The 15,068-nt window shown below is 59.3% G+C and carries 16 protein-coding genes; 7 read left to right on the forward strand and 9 right to left on the reverse strand.

The window, feature by feature from the left end; all coding sequences use genetic code 11:
• Window positions 1-3: 3 nt before the first annotated feature.
• Together ACZ9IM_RS25090 and ACZ9IM_RS25095 are read right to left on the reverse strand one after the other, a co-directional pair.
• Window positions 4-486 carry a GreA/GreB family elongation factor gene (locus tag ACZ9IM_RS25090; protein WP_427624290.1) on the reverse strand — a complete coding sequence of 161 codons (483 nt, stop codon included), beginning with the start codon at window positions 484-486 and terminating at the stop codon, window positions 4-6.
• A gap of 14 nt (window positions 487-500) precedes the next feature.
• Complete coding sequence (locus tag ACZ9IM_RS25095; RefSeq protein WP_008075695.1) at window positions 501-899, reverse strand: hypothetical protein; 399 nt, start codon at window positions 897-899, stop codon at window positions 501-503.
• Window positions 900-1,023: 124 nt separating this feature from the next.
• Between ACZ9IM_RS25095 and earP the strand changes: the two genes are divergently transcribed.
• Together earP and ACZ9IM_RS25105 are read left to right on the forward strand one after the other, a co-directional pair.
• Window positions 1,024-2,181, forward strand: coding sequence for an elongation factor P maturation arginine rhamnosyltransferase EarP (earP, locus tag ACZ9IM_RS25100; RefSeq protein WP_476225240.1), 1,158 nt, complete (start codon window positions 1,024-1,026; stop codon window positions 2,179-2,181).
• Between the two features lie 48 nt (window positions 2,182-2,229).
• Window positions 2,230-2,799, forward strand: a complete 570-nt coding sequence (locus ACZ9IM_RS25105; protein ID WP_007943632.1) for an elongation factor P — start codon at window positions 2,230-2,232, stop codon at window positions 2,797-2,799.
• 165 nt (window positions 2,800-2,964) lie between these two features.
• On the opposite strand, the gene ACZ9IM_RS25110 is transcribed toward ACZ9IM_RS25105, so the two are convergent.
• The 4 genes from ACZ9IM_RS25110 to ACZ9IM_RS25125 all read right to left on the reverse strand — a co-directional run bounded on the left by ACZ9IM_RS25110 (window position 2,965) and on the right by ACZ9IM_RS25125 (window position 6,269).
• Entirely contained in the window at window positions 2,965-3,978 is a 1,014-nt protein-coding gene (locus ACZ9IM_RS25110; RefSeq protein WP_476225244.1) for an alpha/beta hydrolase, read from the reverse strand.
• A gap of 32 nt (window positions 3,979-4,010) precedes the next feature.
• Window positions 4,011-4,430, reverse strand: a complete 420-nt coding sequence (locus tag ACZ9IM_RS25115; RefSeq protein ID WP_008009416.1) for an organic hydroperoxide resistance protein — start codon at window positions 4,428-4,430, stop codon at window positions 4,011-4,013.
• Between the two features lie 351 nt (window positions 4,431-4,781).
• A complete protein-coding gene (locus ACZ9IM_RS25120; protein ID WP_007899914.1) occupies window positions 4,782-5,243 on the reverse strand; it encodes a MarR family winged helix-turn-helix transcriptional regulator in 462 nt (153 codons plus the stop codon).
• 69 nt (window positions 5,244-5,312) lie between these two features.
• A complete protein-coding gene (locus ACZ9IM_RS25125; protein WP_427624378.1) occupies window positions 5,313-6,269 on the reverse strand; it encodes a LysR family transcriptional regulator in 957 nt (318 codons plus the stop codon).
• A 108-nt stretch (window positions 6,270-6,377) separates the two neighbouring features.
• On the opposite strand from ACZ9IM_RS25125, the gene ACZ9IM_RS25130 reads away from it, so the two are divergent.
• Window positions 6,378-7,127: a sulfite exporter TauE/SafE family protein gene (locus ACZ9IM_RS25130; RefSeq protein WP_427624298.1), complete on the forward strand. Its 750-nt coding sequence runs from the start codon at window positions 6,378-6,380 to the stop codon at window positions 7,125-7,127.
• Here ACZ9IM_RS25130 and ACZ9IM_RS25135 read toward each other — a convergent pair.
• Window positions 7,117-7,971 carry a LysR substrate-binding domain-containing protein gene (locus tag ACZ9IM_RS25135; RefSeq protein ID WP_007899911.1) on the reverse strand — a complete coding sequence of 285 codons (855 nt, stop codon included), beginning with the start codon at window positions 7,969-7,971 and terminating at the stop codon, window positions 7,117-7,119. The two genes, ACZ9IM_RS25130 and ACZ9IM_RS25135, sit on opposite strands and share 11 nt — an antisense overlap.
• A 96-nt stretch (window positions 7,972-8,067) precedes the next feature.
• On the opposite strand from ACZ9IM_RS25135, the gene ACZ9IM_RS25140 reads away from it, so the two are divergent.
• Both ACZ9IM_RS25140 and ACZ9IM_RS25145 read left to right on the forward strand, forming a co-directional pair.
• A complete protein-coding gene (locus tag ACZ9IM_RS25140; RefSeq protein WP_008075682.1) occupies window positions 8,068-8,283 on the forward strand; it encodes a DUF1127 domain-containing protein in 216 nt (71 codons plus the stop codon).
• A 64-nt stretch (window positions 8,284-8,347) separates the two neighbouring features.
• Window positions 8,348-9,577, forward strand: a complete 1,230-nt coding sequence (locus ACZ9IM_RS25145; RefSeq protein ID WP_427624300.1) for a winged helix-turn-helix domain-containing protein — start codon at window positions 8,348-8,350, stop codon at window positions 9,575-9,577.
• Window positions 9,578-9,709: 132 nt separating this feature from the next.
• Here the strand turns inward: ACZ9IM_RS25145 and ACZ9IM_RS25150 are convergent, their stop codons facing one another.
• On the reverse strand, window positions 9,710-11,056 hold the full coding sequence (locus tag ACZ9IM_RS25150; RefSeq protein WP_007899909.1) for a class II 3-deoxy-7-phosphoheptulonate synthase: 1,347 nt from the start codon (window positions 11,054-11,056) through the stop codon (window positions 9,710-9,712).
• Between the two features lie 151 nt (window positions 11,057-11,207).
• Between ACZ9IM_RS25150 and ACZ9IM_RS25155 the strand changes: the two genes are divergently transcribed.
• A complete protein-coding gene (locus ACZ9IM_RS25155; RefSeq protein WP_123501247.1) occupies window positions 11,208-11,963 on the forward strand; it encodes a spermidine synthase in 756 nt (251 codons plus the stop codon).
• Between the two features lie 161 nt (window positions 11,964-12,124).
• Here the strand turns inward: ACZ9IM_RS25155 and ACZ9IM_RS25160 are convergent, their stop codons facing one another.
• Window positions 12,125-12,916: a crotonase/enoyl-CoA hydratase family protein gene (locus tag ACZ9IM_RS25160; protein WP_476225250.1), complete on the reverse strand. Its 792-nt coding sequence runs from the start codon at window positions 12,914-12,916 to the stop codon at window positions 12,125-12,127.
• A gap of 423 nt (window positions 12,917-13,339) precedes the next feature.
• Between ACZ9IM_RS25160 and ACZ9IM_RS25165 the strand changes: the two genes are divergently transcribed.
• The gene (locus tag ACZ9IM_RS25165) at window positions 13,340-15,013 is read left to right on the forward strand and encodes a DEAD/DEAH box helicase (RefSeq protein ID WP_007899905.1); all 1,674 of its coding nucleotides are present in this window, start codon (window positions 13,340-13,342) and stop codon (window positions 15,011-15,013) included.
• The last annotated feature ends 55 nt before the right edge of the window (window positions 15,014-15,068 follow it).

Consider the following 15,068-nt stretch of genomic DNA (forward strand, 5'->3'; position numbering starts at 1 on the left):
TCGCTAGATCACCTCGGTGACAGAAAACTGTTGCCGAGCGCCCGCCACCAGAATCTCCACTTCATCCCCTTCGAACTTGCCCAGCAGGCTTTTGCCCAGCGGCGAGCGAGGGGTAATGACGGTAATCAATTGCCCCACCAGATCGATCTTCAGCCCGGCCGCGTCGGGGGCCAGGAACAGCCATTGTTCGCGACCCTTTTCGTCTTCCAGACCGAGCAGGGCACCGACTTCGATGCCGCGCTGATCGTCATAAGGCCGTAATGTGAGGTTCTGGCAAAGGGCCAATGACTGCCTGATTTCTTCCACTCGCTTGGCCTGTCCGGCCGCCAGATAAGACGCCTCCAGCCCCAGCGTGTCGTACTTGTTTTCGGCTATGTTTTCTTCGTGGGTCGCGGTTTCGTAAGCGGTTTGCGCGGCACGTTCAGCGATGTCGAGATCGATCCGCAGCTTGTCGATAATCAGTTGGTGGACGGTCGGCTTGTGCATGGAGAGCTTCTTGATCAGTCGCAGAATTGCAGGACGTTGGCGCGGCTTTTTTCGCTCGGCGCCGTTTGATTTTGCTGCAGCCAGAACTGGCATTTTGGATTGGACAGATTGTGTTTGCTGCTTCTGGCCTGTTCCACCATTTGCTGCTGTTCATTCCTGCGCAGATGGTCCTCGTACTGTTCGAACATCGGGTTCTGCGAGGCGGGTTGCTCAATCACCGGTGGCTTGGCCAGTTGCTCCACCGCCTGGGCCAAGGGCGCCAATTGCTCGTTGAACAACAAGCGCCAGGCGAGCCAGCAAGTCAGTGCGATCGCGATGAATCCCAGCCACAAACCGAGGGCGATACTGCCGGTCAGTTGCAGCGCATTAAACTGGATCGGCAAGGGACGGCGCGGGTTGGGACGGTAGGGCATTACTGCCTCCTGGCGTGTGGTCGCGGGCGAGTGGCGATTGTCGCATGAAGATTAATCGCCGTCGGCTCTTCTGCACGGGGTAATTTATGCGGACAATCGGCGCCTTTGCCAACGGGAGCCTGGAATGCCTGAAATGCCTCAAGTGAAAAACCGCTGGCGCTGGGATATTTTTTGCACCGTGGTCGACAACTTCGGCGACATCGGTGTGACCTGGCGCCTGGCCCGACAACTGGTGGCCGAACATGCCGTGACGGTGCGCTTGTGGGTCGACGACCTGCGAGCCTTCGAGCGTTTGTGTCCGGACATCGACATCAACGCTGCGCAGCAGTGGCAGCAGGGCGTAGAGGTGCGACAGTGGTCGGCCGACTGGCAACCCACTGAAGCCGCTGATGTCGTCATCGCCGCATTCGCCTGCCAATTGCCAAGTGCCTATATGGAGGCCATGGCGGAACGGGAAAAACCGCCGCTGTGGATGAACCTCGATTACCTGAGTGCCGAAGACTGGGTCGTCGGCTGTCACGGCTTGCCGTCGGTGAAGTACAAGAACGTGCAGAAGTTCTTTTTCTTCCCGGGCTTTCGCAAGGGCACCGGCGGCTTGTTACGTGAAAGCGGATTGCTGGAGCGGCGTCGGCAGTTTCAGCAAAGTCCGCAAGCTCAGCAAGAATTCCTGCAAGGCTTGGGAATTGAGCGCGCGCCGAATGCACAACTGATTTCGCTGTTTGCCTACGAAAATACCGGGCTGGCCAGTTGGCTCGACGCGATGGCTGGCGACTTGACGCCGACTCATCTGCTGGTGCCCGAAGGGCGGATTCTCGGCGATGTCGAACGCTGGCTCGGGGTGGATGGGTTGAAGGCCGGTGCGGTGCATGTGCGCGGCGCCTTGACCGTGCAAGTGTTGCCGTTCGTCCGGCAGGATCAATATGACCTGCTGCTGTGGAGCTGCGATTTCAACGCTGTGCGTGGCGAAGACTCCTTCGTCCGCGCCCAATGGGCAGGCCGGCCGCTGCTCTGGCACATCTATCGGCAGGACGAAGACATCCATCTGGATAAGCTCGACGCCTTCCTGACCCTGTACACCCAAGGCCTGTCCGGGCCTGCCCGCGAGGCGATCAGTGGTCTATGGCGGGCATGGAATGCAGGTGAGACAATGACCGATCACTGGAAATCAACCCGCAAACACTGGCCTGAACTGGAAAAACATGCCGAGACATGGTGTCTGGAACAAGCCTTGCAGGCAGATCTTGCCGCAGCGCTGGTACAGTTTTACCTAAATTGGATATGATACGCGGCCTAGATTTTTGTAAATCCCATCCAAATTCGGATATTCGCAATGAAAACTGGTAAAGAACTGAAACCCGGTACCGTGATCCGTCTCGAAAACGATCCTTGGCTGGTTCAGAAAGCTGAATTCACCAAGTCGGGTCGTAACAGCGCGATCATGAAGACCAAGCTGAAAAACCTGCTGACCGGTTACAAGACCGAGATCGTTTACAGCGCCGATGACAAGCTGGACGACGTAATCCTCGACCGCAAAGAAGCGACCCTGTCCTTCATCAGCGGCGACACCTACACGTTCATGGACACCACTGACTACACCATGTACGAGCTGAACGCTGAAGACATCGAAGCCGTTCTGCCTTTCGTTGAAGAAGGCATGACCGATGTTTGCGAAGCGATCTTCTTCGAAGAGCGTCTGGTTTCCGTAGAACTGCCGACCACTATCGTGCGTCAGGTTGACTACACCGAAGGTTCCGCTCGCGGTGACACTTCCGGCAAGGTGATGAAGCCTGCCAAACTGAAGAACGGTACCGAGCTGTCGGTTGCTGACTTCATCGAAATCGGCGACATGATCGAGATCGATACCCGCGAAGGCGGTTCCTACAAAGGCCGTGCTAAATAAGCACAGTCTCAGGAATGAAAAAGCCCGACCATTGAGTCGGGCTTTTTTGTGACCGAAGATCGAGATCAAAAGATCGCAGCCTCGTTTCACTCGACAGCTCCTACATGGATTTTGTATTCCCCCTGTAGGAGCTGTCGAGTGAAACGAGGCTGCGATCTTTTTGCTTTATTTCAGGTGTTGCTTGAGCTCTTCAGAGGCCTGCAACATCGCCGAACGCACCGCGGGCACCTGACTCACTACGTTGAGCAAACCGTAGTCGTGGATCATGCCGTTGTAGCGCACTGCCGTGACCGGCACACCCGCCTCGTCAAGTTTGCGGGCGTAGGCTTCACCTTCATCGCGCAGGACATCGGCGCTGGCCGTCTGCACCAGCGCGGGTGGCAAGCCCTTGAGTTGCTCAGTGGTCGCCCGCAGCGGTGAGGCGTAGATCTCGTTCCGTTGTTTGGCATCGGTGGTGTAGTTGTCCCAGAACCACTTCATCATGTTTTTGGTGAGGAAGTGCCCCTCGGCGAACTGGTTGTAAGACGCCGTTTCGAAGCTGGCGTCAGTCACCGGCCACAACAACACCTGATACCTGATCGCCGGCGTGCCTTTGTCTTTGGCCATCAGCGCAACCACGGCTGCCATGTTGCCACCGACGCTGTTGCCGGCCACGGCCAGACGTTTGCCGTCGACGTTGATTTCTTTACCGTGCTCGGCCACCCACTTCGTCGCGGCGTAGGCCTGGTTGATTGCCACGGGGTAATGCGCTTCCGGCGACGGGGTGTAATTGACGAACACCGCCGCCGCGCCCGAACCCGTTACCAAGTCCCGAACCAGTCGTTCGTGGGTCGGGAAGTCCCCCAGCACCCAACCACCACCGTGGAAGAACATGAACACCGGCAGCTCGCCTTTGACCCCGGCCGGCCGAACGATGGTCAGGCTGATCGGTTGGCCGTCGACCTGGATGGTCTTCTCGCTGACATCGGCTTTTGGCAGCGTCAGTTTCACCCCGGCCTGCGCACCCACCAACACCGCGCGGGCATCGGCAGGCGTGAGCTGTTCCATCGGTTTGCCGGTGCCGGCATTCAGTACATCGAGGAACGCCTGGGTGTTGTGTTCAACCCCATTGCCTGCGAATGCACTGTTGATGGACAGGGCGAGAAGAGTACCGGTCAAGACTTTGCTGAAAGTGTTCATATTCATTTCCTGTCAGGCCTTGGAGTCAGCAGTTAGACGGTAACGTGCAGGCGCACATCGACGTTGCCACGGGTGGCGTTGGAGTACGGGCAAACCTGGTGGGCAGCTTCAACCAGGCTTTGTGCGTCGGCTTGTTCAAGGCCTGGCAGGCTGATGTGCAGGTCGATGTCCAGACCGAAACCGCCAGGGATCTGGCCGATGCCGACATGGGCGGTGATCGATGCGTCGTCCGGGATTTTGCGTTTGGTCTGGCTGGCGACGAATTTCAGCGCGCCGATGAAGCAGGCGGAGTAGCCAGCTGCGAACAGTTGTTCAGGGTTGGTTGCCGCACCGCCAGCACCACCGAGTTCTTTCGGGGTCGCGAGTTTGACGTCGAGGACGTTGTCGCTGGAGATCGCACGACCGTCACGGCCGCCGGTGGAGGTTGCGATTGCGGTGTAGAGAGTTTGCATGGTGTGAGCCTCATTTGGATTTGTGTGTTTTGCGCTAAATGTTTGCGCGCTAAGTAAGTGCGAGATGAATGTAGCTCGCAAGTATTTAGCGCGCAAGATAAATTTTCGAAAAAAATTTGATCCCGAATGAACGTATGCGGTTAGAAGTGTTGAGTTAGAGCTGTCGAGGCGGTTTTATTCAGCGGAGAATTTTTTTGAGGAGGAAGGCGAACGAGCGTGAAAAGGACGCCCGAAAACAAATGTGGGAGCGAGCCTGCTCGCGATAGCACTGTGTCAGTCAACATCAATGCTGAATGTCACATGGCTATCGCGAGCAGGCTCGCTCCCACAGGGGATTCGGTGATGATTTGGTCAGAGGCTGTCTTGCAGATGACTACGCAGCGCTTGAAGATCCGCTTGCAGCTTTTTCAACTGTTCCAGCGTTTGTCCGCTGGCGCCGAGGATGCACTGGGGAATGCCCCGTGCCTTGTCTCGCAGTGCACGGCCTTGCTCGGTCAGTTCGACAATCACTACTCGCTCGTCTTCACGGCTGCGGGTACGGCTCAGCAGGCCTTCGGCTTCCAGGCGCTTGAGCAGCGGGGTGAGGGAGCCGGGATCGGTCAGCAAGCGGGTGCTGATTTCGCCGACCGTCAACCCATCCTTTTCCCACAACACCATCATCGCCAGGTACTGCGGATAGGTCAGGCCCAGCGCTTGTAGTAGCGGCTTGTAGACTTTGGTCATCAGCAGCGAGGTGGAATGCAGGGCGAAGCAGACCTGATTGTCCAGCAGCAGGTCGTCGCAGTTATCCGGGTTGTTGCGCTCGGTGTTCATTTTAAAGCCTTGATCAGTGATCGTCATGAATCTAGCGGGCGAATCTTTAATGCGCCAGATAATTCTGGACTAGTGGCGGTCCAGGTTGGTTTGCAGCGCCAGATCCCACGGCGGGATGGGACTGAAACGGGTTTTCAGGTATTCCAGCAACAAGCGGCTGCGCGAGCTGGGTTGCTGTTCCAGGCGCAACGCATAAATGCCGGTGCTTTCCGGTTTTGGCAGACCGTTCTCGCAGAACAGCGGCAGCAGTTCGCCGCGTAATAAATATTCGCTGGCCAGCCAGGTCGGCAAATGCGCGATGCCCAATCCAGCCAGTGCGCCGCACACCAGCGCCTCGGCATTGTTGGCGCTCATGCGGATTCGCGCTGGCCGGTGCAAGTGCATCTGCCCATCTCGCTCGAAGCGCCAGGCGAAGGGCGGAGCCAGGCCCTCCCAATCGAGGCCATCATGGTCGATCAACTGCGCAGGGTCGGTGGGCACGCCACGGCGTTGCAGGTAATCGGGGCTGGCGCAGGCGATACGCACCATACTCGCCAGCGGCGTCGCCACCAGTCGGGTGTCGGCCATCTGCCCGGCACGCAATACCAGATCGACCTTGCCCAGATTCGAGCCCTGCATGTCGACAAAGCTGTCGATCAGGTGCAATTGCACGTCGAGGCCAGGGTAAAGCGTCAGAAAATCGGCAATCACCGGCGCCAGGTGTCGGCGTCCGAACGCTGCCGGCGCATCCACCCGAATCAAGCCTTCCGGCGCACTGCTAAGAGACACCGCTTCCGCCCGGGCCAGGCGCAGTTCAGCGACGATCCGCCGCGCACGCTCAGCAAAAGCCAGACCGGCCGGGGTAGCGCGCACCGCATGGGTGCTGCGAATGAACAACTGGCTGCCAACGGCGCTTTCGAGGCTGTCGATGCGTCGCGCCACGGCCGAAGGCGTCAAGGGATGGCGTCGGGACGCGGCGGAAAAACTGCCGCTTTCCAGCACATCGAGAAACAGGCCAAGTTGTTCGGTCAATTGATTGGGGTTCATGGTTTGTTTGCGCTTGTGCGAAATTGGCACAGCCATTGTGCGTTGCTGTGCGTTTCCCCGCCAGAGCCGACTGCGTAGGATGAACAGCCTGACAAAAGGAAATCGCCTGTGATTGAGTTCTTGTTGTATCTGGTTTTTGGCGCGGCCTTGGGAACCCTAGGCGGCCTGTTCGGCATTGGTGGCGGGTTGGTCGCGATCCCGCTGCTGGGCGTGTGGTTCGGTCTTGATCAGCAGATCGCCCAAGGCACGGCGCTGGTGATGGTGGTGCCGAACGTTATGCTGGCGCTGTGGCGCTATCACCAGCGCAATCGCATCGAATTGCGGCATGCGCTGCCACTGGCCTCGATGGGGTTCTGCTTTGCCTGGATCGGTTCGATCTGGGCGGTGGGTATCGATGCGCAATCCATGCGCTTGGGCTTCGTCGCTTTCCTGATCGCGCTGTCGGCCTACAACCTGATGCGAATGTTCACCACCAACGCACCAGCCTCTTCGCAGATGCGCTATTCCTGGCCGTGGCTGGGTGTGCTCGGCGCGGCTTCCGGGACGATGGGCGGACTATTTGGTGTTGGCGGGGCAGTGGTGGCAACGCCGGTGTTGACCAGCCTGTTCGGTACCACTCAAGTGGTTGCCCAAGGGTTGGCGCTGGCGCTGGCGTTGCCGAGTACGGGCGTCACCCTGGCGACTTATGCGGTGCACGATCAGGTGCATTGGGCGATCGGTGTGCCGTTGGCGGTCGGTGGATTGATGAGCATCAGTTGGGGCGTGAGAATTGCCCACGCATTGCCGGAGCGGCTTCTGCGCGGGCTGTTCTGTGGTTTTCTGGTGGTCTGTGCGGTGATGCTCGCGTTTAAAGTTTGAAACCTTCGACGATGTGCTCGGCCAGGCATTCGGTGATCGGCGAAGGGTTGTTCAGGTTGCGGATCAGCATGATGCTGGCTTCCGGCAACAGCGGCAGGTCTTCGTTGGCGCCGAGGATGCGCATGTCCGGTGTGATCAGGCTTTCCAGCTGCGCGGTGATCGCCAGGCCCGCGCTGACCACGGCCATCAACGCCGACAGGCTGGAGCTGTTGTAGGCAATGCGGTAGTCGCGGCCCATGGCATCTAGGGCATTGCATGCCCAGAGGCGGCAGAAACAATCACTGTTGAACATCGCCAGCGGCAACGGTGTTTGCTCATGGGCGCTGAAGCATTGGGCTTCGGCCCAGACAAAACGCTCCTTGCGCAGCAGTTGGCCGATCTCGTTGCCCGGCTCGCGGGTGACGATGGACAGGTCCAGGTCCTGGCGCTGCAACAGTTGCCGGGTCGATTCGCAATGAACCTCGATCTGGATCAGCGGGTAGAACTGCGCAAAGCGCGACAGGATGCCCGGCAGAAAGCGCATGACGTAATCGTCGGGTGTGCCGATGCGCACCGTGCCGACCATGTGCGGCTCGCGCAGGGTATTGAAGACTTCGCTGTGGAGTTTGAGGATGCGCCGCGCATAGCCCAGCAATACCTGGCCTTCGGCGGTCAGCTTGACTTGGCGCCCGTCGCGTTCGAACAGCTGGCGCTGCAACACGTCTTCTTCCAGGCGTTTCATCTGCATGCTCACCGCCGACTGGGTGCGGTTGACCATTTCACCGGCGCGGGTAAAACCGCCCTGATCGGCAATCGCGACGAAGGTGCGCAGTACATCGGTGTCGATACTGGGGTAGGCGGACATTCATCAATCTCCGAGATGTATGCCATCAGAAACATTCGTTGGATTGATCTTATCGCTGGCGCGAGACTTGAGCCATCCCTAAAGGAGGGCAATACGATGAAAGGTCACAACGAGCATGTAACGGAACAAAAATTCTCAATCCACGCGGTATCCGATCTGCTGCACAAGTTTAGTCGCTGGTACGAACTTCACCGTGAACGTGAAATGTTGGCGGGCTTGAGCGACGAAGCACTGAAGGATATCGGCGTGAGCCGTGCGGATGTGGAGCATGAGACGGTAAGACCGTTCTGGGATGACCCGATGCATAAATGATGATGCCATCGCTACACAAACCACTTGCGGGTGAGGTAGGTTGCGAGCAGACAAGGAGATGCTCATGCCCGCCACACTGTCTTTTTCCCTCAAACAGGCTCGGCGTCTGGCGCTGGCTGCCCAAGGGTTCAACGGGCGTCAGCCGCCGGCGGCGGTCAAACCGGTTCAGCTCAACCGGCTGATCGAACGCCTGGGCATTCTGCAGATCGATTCGGTCAATGCGTTGGTGCGTTCGCACTACCTTCCCTTGTTTTCCCGTCTTGGCAATTACTCCTCCGACTTGCTTGATCAGGCTGCCTGGAGTCAGGGCCGTCGACGCACATTGTTCGAGTACTGGGGCCATGAAGCGTCTTTGTTGCCCTTGTCGATGTACCCCTTGATGCGCTGGCGCATGCAGCGTGCAACCCGCGGCGAAGACATCTATCAGCAACTGGCGCGCTTCGGTCGTGAGCAGCAAGACACGATTCGCCGCGTGTTGGCCTCGGTTCAGGAGCTCGGTGCGCTGGGTGCGGGCAGTTTGTCGACCCGTCAGGAGCGAGCAGGGCCGTGGTGGGATTGGAGCGCGGAAAAACATGCGCTGGAATGGCTGTTCGCCGCCGGCGAAGTGACCGTGGCCGGCCGGCGCGGGTTCGAACGGCTTTATGATTTGCCGGAGCGGGTGATTCCTTCGGCGATACTTCAACAGCCCTTGCTCAGCGAGGCCGAGGCTCAGCGCGGCCTGTTGCTGCATGCCGCCAATGCGTTGGGCGTGGCGACGGAAAAGGACCTGCGGGATTATTTTCGCCTGAGCCCGGCAGACAGCCGGCCGCGGCTGGCGGAGTTGGTAGAGGCGGGTGATCTGCTGGTGTGTGAGGTTGAAGGCTGGCGGCAACCGGCCTATTGCCTGGCAGAGCCGAAAGTACCGCGCAAGGTTGAGGCCAGTGCGTTGCTTTCACCGTTCGATTCGCTGATCTGGGAACGCAGCCGTACCGAGCGATTGTTCGATTTCCGTTATCGGTTGGAGATTTATACGCCGCAGCACAAGCGCGTCTATGGGTATTACGTATTGCCGTTTTTGCACAATGAGCGGGTTGCTGCGCGGGTCGACTTGCGTGCCGAACGGGCGTTGGGCCGGTTGGCGGTGCATGCCGTGCATGAGGAAGAGCCGGGGTTGGATGAGAACGGGATGATGGCGTTGGCGGTCAATCTGCGGCAGATGGCGGATTGGTTGGGGCTTGCGCAGATTCAATTGAATTGCCCGCGGGCAAGTGCGGCAAGATTGCGGGTGGCATTGGCACAGATTGAGGGTGATTGAGCCGACGCCTTCGCGGGCAAGCCCGCTCCCACAGGGTTCGTGCCAGACACATAGTTTGTGAACGGCGCGGTCATTGTGGGAGCGGGCTTGCCCGCGATGGCGGCCTGTCAGGTAGTAAAAAAACCTACTGACTCACCGCCGAACCTGCTTCAACGTCTCGGCAATCAAAAACGCCAATTCCAGCGATTGATCGGCATTCATCCGCGGGTCGCAATGGGTGTGGTAACGGTCCGACAACCCATCCTCGGTAATCGGCCGCGCGCCGCCGATGCATTCGGTGACGTTCTGCCCGGTCATTTCGATGTGGATGCCGCCGGCATAACTGCCTTCCGCCTCGTGAACCTGGAAGAACTGTTTCACCTCGCCAAGGATCTGCGCGAAGTCGCGGGTCTTGTAGCCGCTGCTGGCCTTGATGGTGTTGCCGTGCATCGGGTCGGAACTCCAAAGCACCTGCTTGCCCTCGCGCTGCACCGCGCGAATCAGCTGCGGCAGGTGATCGCCGACCTTGTTCGCGCCCATCCGTGCAATCAGGTTCAGGCGACCCGGATCGTTGTCCGGGTTGAGCACATCGATCAGGCGAATCAGGTCTTCGGGGTTCATGCTCGGGCCGACCTTCACGCCGATCGGGTTGTGCACCCCGCGCAGGAATTCGACATGCGCGCCGTCCAGTTGACGGGTACGGTCGCCGATCCACAGCATGTGGGCCGAGCAATCGTAGTAGTCGTTGGTCAGGCTGTCGCGACGTACGAAGGCTTCTTCGTAGTTCAGCAGCAGCGCTTCGTGGGCGGTGAAGAAACTGGTTTCGCGCAGTTGCGGCGAACTGTCCATGCCGCAGGCGCGCATGAAGGCCAGGGTTTCATCGATGCGGTCGGCCAGATGGCTGTATTTCTCGGCCAGCGCCGAGTTGGCGATGAAGTCCAGGTTCCACTTGTGCACCTGATGCAGGTCGGCAAAGCCACCCTGGGCAAAGGCACGCAGCAGGTTCAGGGTTGCGGTGGACTGGTGGTAAGACTGCAGCAGGCGATCCGGGTCCGGTACACGGCTTTTTTCGTCGAAACCGATGCCGTTGACGATATCGCCACGGTAAGCCGGCAGCGTCACGCCGTTGATGGTTTCATCGTTGGCCGAACGGGGTTTGGCGAACTGGCCGGCCATGCGTCCGACCTTGACCACCGGGCAACCGGCGGCGAAGGTCATGACGATCGCCATTTGCAGCAACACTTTAAACGTGTCACGAATTTTCGCGGCGGAGAATTCGGCGAAGCTTTCGGCGCAGTCACCGCCCTGCAACAGAAACGCCCGGCCCTGGGTCACTTCGGCAAACTGACGACGCAACTCCCGGGCTTCACCGGCAAACACCAGCGGCGGATAGCTCGCCAGGGTTTGCTCGACGTGCAGCAAATGCGCCGCGTCGGGGTATTGAGGTTGTTGCTGGATCGGCAGGGCGCGCCAGCTGTCAGGGCTCCAGGGTTGGCTCATTGCAGTCTCTAGTGTTTTACGCTCGGACGGTTATGTTATCAGCAATTAGTGCGTGACCTGTTCCCGTCGCTTCGCGGACAATCGCGCCTTTGCCGCGCCACCCACGCGGTCTTATTACGTTGCCGGATCCCGGTGACGATCAGGAGACGAAATGACTGAGGAGCGCGTCGAGCATCTGCTCGCCGAGGTACAGGATGAGTTCGGCGTGATTCGCGTGCTGGAAGTGGCCGATTACCGTTTCCTGGAGTTCGGTGATGCCATCGAACAGAGCTGTGTGTTCACCGCTGACCCGAGCTGGCTCGAGTACGATTACACCCGGGCGATGCTGATTGGCGCGCTGTGCCACGAACTGCCGGAAAGCGCGCTGTTCCTCGGGCTCGGCGCCGGCACGCTGACCCAGGCTTGCCTCAAGTTCCTGCCGCTGGAAGACGTCGAAGCCATCGAGCTGCGCCCAGATGTGCCGCGCCTGGCCATCGAATACCTCGGGCTGGATGACGATCCGCGGCTGTACATCCGCGTCGGCGATGCCTTGGAGCTGCTCGAAACGGCTGAACCGGCCGATCTGATTTTCGTCGACCTCTATACCGATGTCGGGCCAGGTGTCGGGCATCTGGCCTGGGGTTTTCTGGAAAACTGTCAGAAGCGTTTGAATCCTGGTGGCTGGCTGGTGATCAACCAGTGGGCCACCGACGATGGTCGGCCGTTGGGGGCGGCGTTGTTGCGCGGTCTCTATCACCGGCATTACTGGGAACTGCCAGTGAAGGAGGGTAACGTGATTCTGATTGTGCCATCGGAGCTGGATCAGGAACTGGACATGGATGGGCTGATCGCTCGCGCTGAAGGCCTGGCGCCGCGATTGGGGTATTCGTTGCAGTCGTTGATCAAGGCTATTCGGCCGGCGACTTGAATGGTTGCATGAATTCATTGTGGCGAGGGGGCTTGCCCCCGTTCGGCGGCGAAGCCGTCGTAAAATCAGCTATTGCGGTGTGCCTGATACACCCGAATTGAATGGTTTTGGGGTTGCTGCGCAACCCAACGGGGGCAAGCCCCCTCGCCACAGGTTGAATGTCAGCAGCCTTTGAAAACCCCCGGCCGCTTCTCGATCATCGACCGCACACCCTCCTTGGCATCCTCGCTGTTCAGCAATTTTTTCACCTGCGCCGGCAAGGCCTGAGCTGCCGCCATTTCACCCTCATAGCGTGCCTGCCGGGCCGACATCAGCGTTGCCTGAACCCCCAGCGGTGCCTGTCGGGCAATCCGCTCCGCCAATTCAATGGCCCGCGGCAATAAATCCTCGCTGGCCATGACCTCCTGTACCAACCCCAGATGCAAGGCGTCATGAGCATCGAACTCATCGCCAGTAAGCAGCCAGCGCATGGCATTGCCCCAGCCGGCGACCTGATGCAGGCGCAAGGTCGCGCCGCCAAACGGGAAGATTCCGCGCTGCACTTCCTTCTGGGCAAAACGGGTGTTGCTGGCGCACAGGTTGATGTCGGCGGCCAGCATCAGCTCGATGCCAACGGTCAGGCAGTAGCCTTGCGCAGCGACAATCACCGGTTTGCTGACCCGGGGGCCTGCGAGCACGCCCCATGGGTCGCAGCCACCGGGCGGCGCCTGCCAGCCTTCGGCCAGGGCCGCGCCGGCGCTGACCAGATCGAGCCCTGCAGTAAAATGCTCGCCATGGCCGAACACCACCGCCACCCGCGCCTCGCTGTCGGCCTCGAACTCACCATAGGCCAGGCTGAGTTCGTTGAGCAGGTCGAGGTCGAAGGCATTACGTTTGGCCACCCGATCCAGACCGATCATCAGGACATGACCGTGTCGTTCACGGGTTACACGACTGGGACTGGGCTGATTCATGGGACATTTCCTCGGGTGGGGAAGGGGGTGTCAGACCGAAGGGGCTGCGTCGCTAGAGTGAACCGTTTTAGCGCCATCGTCAGCAGGGCCGGGCCTTTGCAAAATAGACCGTCGCACAATTATCCGCAAAGCCCGTGACACAACGGTATGCGCCGGTTTTTTCCGATAAAAAAAGCTCCCTTTTTGGGCGAATTCCGGTATAGTGCGCGCCGGCCTTTAACCGGGCCGCGTTTAGGTAGCGCAATTCCCCGAAGCCAGCTTCGGCTGCACGTCCGCACAGCGGACTCTTCCTTGACGAATCTTTTTCATTCATTCGTTTTCGCAAATCCCCGCCGACAAAGCAGCCAGGGCGACTCTTGAGTCTTACACGGCATGCGCAGCTTTGGAGCATGGGTCTTTGCGGATGCACTTAGAGGCAGACCCATGACCCAGGAAACCGGCGGCTTCGCCGCTTTTAATCTTAATCCGAATATTCTTGCAGCTGTCATTGCGACCGGCTACGAAGAACCTTCGGCTATTCAGCAGCAATCGATCCCGATCATCATGGCCGGTCACGACATGATTGGTCAGGCGCAAACCGGTACGGGTAAAACCGCCGCGTTCGCCCTGCCGATCCTGCACCGCATCGATCCTGCAAAGCGCGAGCCGCAAGCCCTGATCCTGGCGCCAACCCGTGAGTTGGCGCTGCAAGTAGCAACCGCTTTCGAAACCTACGCCAAGCAAATGCCGGGCGTTACCGTTGTGGCCGTTTACGGCGGCGCGCCTATGGGCCCACAACTGAAAGCAATCCGTAATGGCGCACAGATCGTTGTCGCCACGCCGGGCCGTCTGTGCGACCACCTGCGTCGTGACGAAAAAGTTCTGGCTACCGTGAACCACCTGGTTCTCGACGAAGCTGATGAAATGCTCAAACTGGGTTTCATGGACGACCTCGAAGTTATTTTCAAGGCCCTGCCAGCAACCCGTCAGACCGTATTGTTCTCGGCCACCCTGCCGCAGTCGATCCGTGCCATTGCCGAACGCCATCTGCGCGATCCGCAACACGTGAAGATCCAGACCAAGACTCAGACTGTTACCGCGATCGAACAGGCTCACCTGTTGGTTCACGCTGACCAGAAGACCTCGGCTGTATTGAGCCTGCTGGAAGTGGAAGATTTCGACGCCCTGATCATGTTCGTGCGCACCAAGCAAGCGACCCTGGACCTGGCCAGTGCCCTGGAAGCCAAAGGCTACAAAGCCGCTGCGCTGAACGGTGACATTGCTCAGAACCAGCGTGAGCGCGTGATCGAATCCCTCAAGGATGGCCGTCTGGACATCGTTGTGGCGACCGACGTTGCCGCTCGTGGCCTGGACGTTCCGCGTATCACTCACGTATTCAACGTTGATATGCCGTACGACCCGGAATCCTACGTTCACCGTATCGGCCGTACCGGCCGTGCCGGTCGCGAAGGTCGTGCACTGCTGCTGGTGACTCCTCGTGAGCGCCGCATGCTGCAAGTGATCGAGCGTGTAACCGGTCAGAAAGTTGCCGAAGTTCGTCTGCCGGACGCCCAGGCCGTTCTCGATGCTCGCATCAAGAAACTGACCAACAGCCTGTCGCCGCTGGTCGCTGATGCCGAATCGACTCACGGTGATCTGCTGGATCGCCTGACCGCCGACATCGGTTGCACCCCGCGTGCACTGGCCGCTGCTCTGCTGCGCAAGGCAACCAACGCTCAGGCGCTGACCCTGGCCGCAATCGAGAAAGAACGTCCATTGGTGCCGAACAACGCACCGCGTGGCGATCGTCCAGAGCGTTCCGGTGATCGTCCGGACCGTGGTGATCGCGAGCGTCGTGCTCCGGTTCCATTGGCCGAAGGTCGTGCTCGTTGCCGTACCGCGCTGGGTGCGCGTGATGGTATCGCTGCCAAGAACCTGCTGGGCGCCATCCTGAATGAAGGCGGTTTGGCACGTGAAGCCATCGGCCGCATCCAGGTGCGTGACAGCTTCAGCCTCGTCGAGCTGCCGGAAGATGGTCTGGAGAAGCTGCTGACCAAACTGAAGGACACTCGCGTTGCCGGTAAGCAGTTGAAGCTGCGTCGCTATCGCGAAGATTGATCCGCTCTCGAGCTGATTGATCGCACATAAAAAATCCCCGACTGGTTCGGGGATT

The sequence above is a fragment of the Pseudomonas sp. TE12508 genome, from assembly GCF_056279485.1.

Excerpts from the sequence above, each read along its gene's own strand:
- ACZ9IM_RS25165 (WP_007899905.1), top strand. The coding sequence starts at position 13,340 with ATGACCCAGGAAACCGGCGGCTTCGCCGCTTTTAATCTTAATCCGAAT.
- earP (WP_476225240.1), top strand. The coding sequence starts at position 1,024 with ATGCCTGAAATGCCTCAAGTGAAAAACCGCTGGCGCTGGGATATTTTT.
- ACZ9IM_RS25090 (WP_427624290.1), bottom strand. The coding sequence starts at position 486 with ATGCACAAGCCGACCGTCCACCAACTGATTATCGACAAGCTGCGGATC.
- ACZ9IM_RS25140 (WP_008075682.1), top strand. The coding sequence starts at position 8,068 with ATGAAAGGTCACAACGAGCATGTAACGGAACAAAAATTCTCAATCCAC.
- ACZ9IM_RS25125 (WP_427624378.1), bottom strand. The coding sequence starts at position 6,269 with ATGAACCCCAATCAATTGACCGAACAACTTGGCCTGTTTCTCGATGTG.
- ACZ9IM_RS25110 (WP_476225244.1), bottom strand. The coding sequence starts at position 3,978 with ATGAACACTTTCAGCAAAGTCTTGACCGGTACTCTTCTCGCCCTGTCC.
- ACZ9IM_RS25135 (WP_007899911.1), bottom strand. The coding sequence starts at position 7,971 with ATGTCCGCCTACCCCAGTATCGACACCGATGTACTGCGCACCTTCGTC.
- ACZ9IM_RS25105 (WP_007943632.1), top strand. The coding sequence starts at position 2,230 with ATGAAAACTGGTAAAGAACTGAAACCCGGTACCGTGATCCGTCTCGAA.
- ACZ9IM_RS25145 (WP_427624300.1), top strand. The coding sequence starts at position 8,348 with ATGCCCGCCACACTGTCTTTTTCCCTCAAACAGGCTCGGCGTCTGGCG.
- ACZ9IM_RS25120 (WP_007899914.1), bottom strand. The coding sequence starts at position 5,243 with ATGAACACCGAGCGCAACAACCCGGATAACTGCGACGACCTGCTGCTG.
- ACZ9IM_RS25150 (WP_007899909.1), bottom strand. The coding sequence starts at position 11,056 with ATGAGCCAACCCTGGAGCCCTGACAGCTGGCGCGCCCTGCCGATCCAG.
- ACZ9IM_RS25155 (WP_123501247.1), top strand. The coding sequence starts at position 11,208 with ATGACTGAGGAGCGCGTCGAGCATCTGCTCGCCGAGGTACAGGATGAG.
- ACZ9IM_RS25095 (WP_008075695.1), bottom strand. The coding sequence starts at position 899 with ATGCCCTACCGTCCCAACCCGCGCCGTCCCTTGCCGATCCAGTTTAAT.
- ACZ9IM_RS25160 (WP_476225250.1), bottom strand. The coding sequence starts at position 12,916 with ATGAATCAGCCCAGTCCCAGTCGTGTAACCCGTGAACGACACGGTCAT.
- ACZ9IM_RS25115 (WP_008009416.1), bottom strand. The coding sequence starts at position 4,430 with ATGCAAACTCTCTACACCGCAATCGCAACCTCCACCGGCGGCCGTGAC.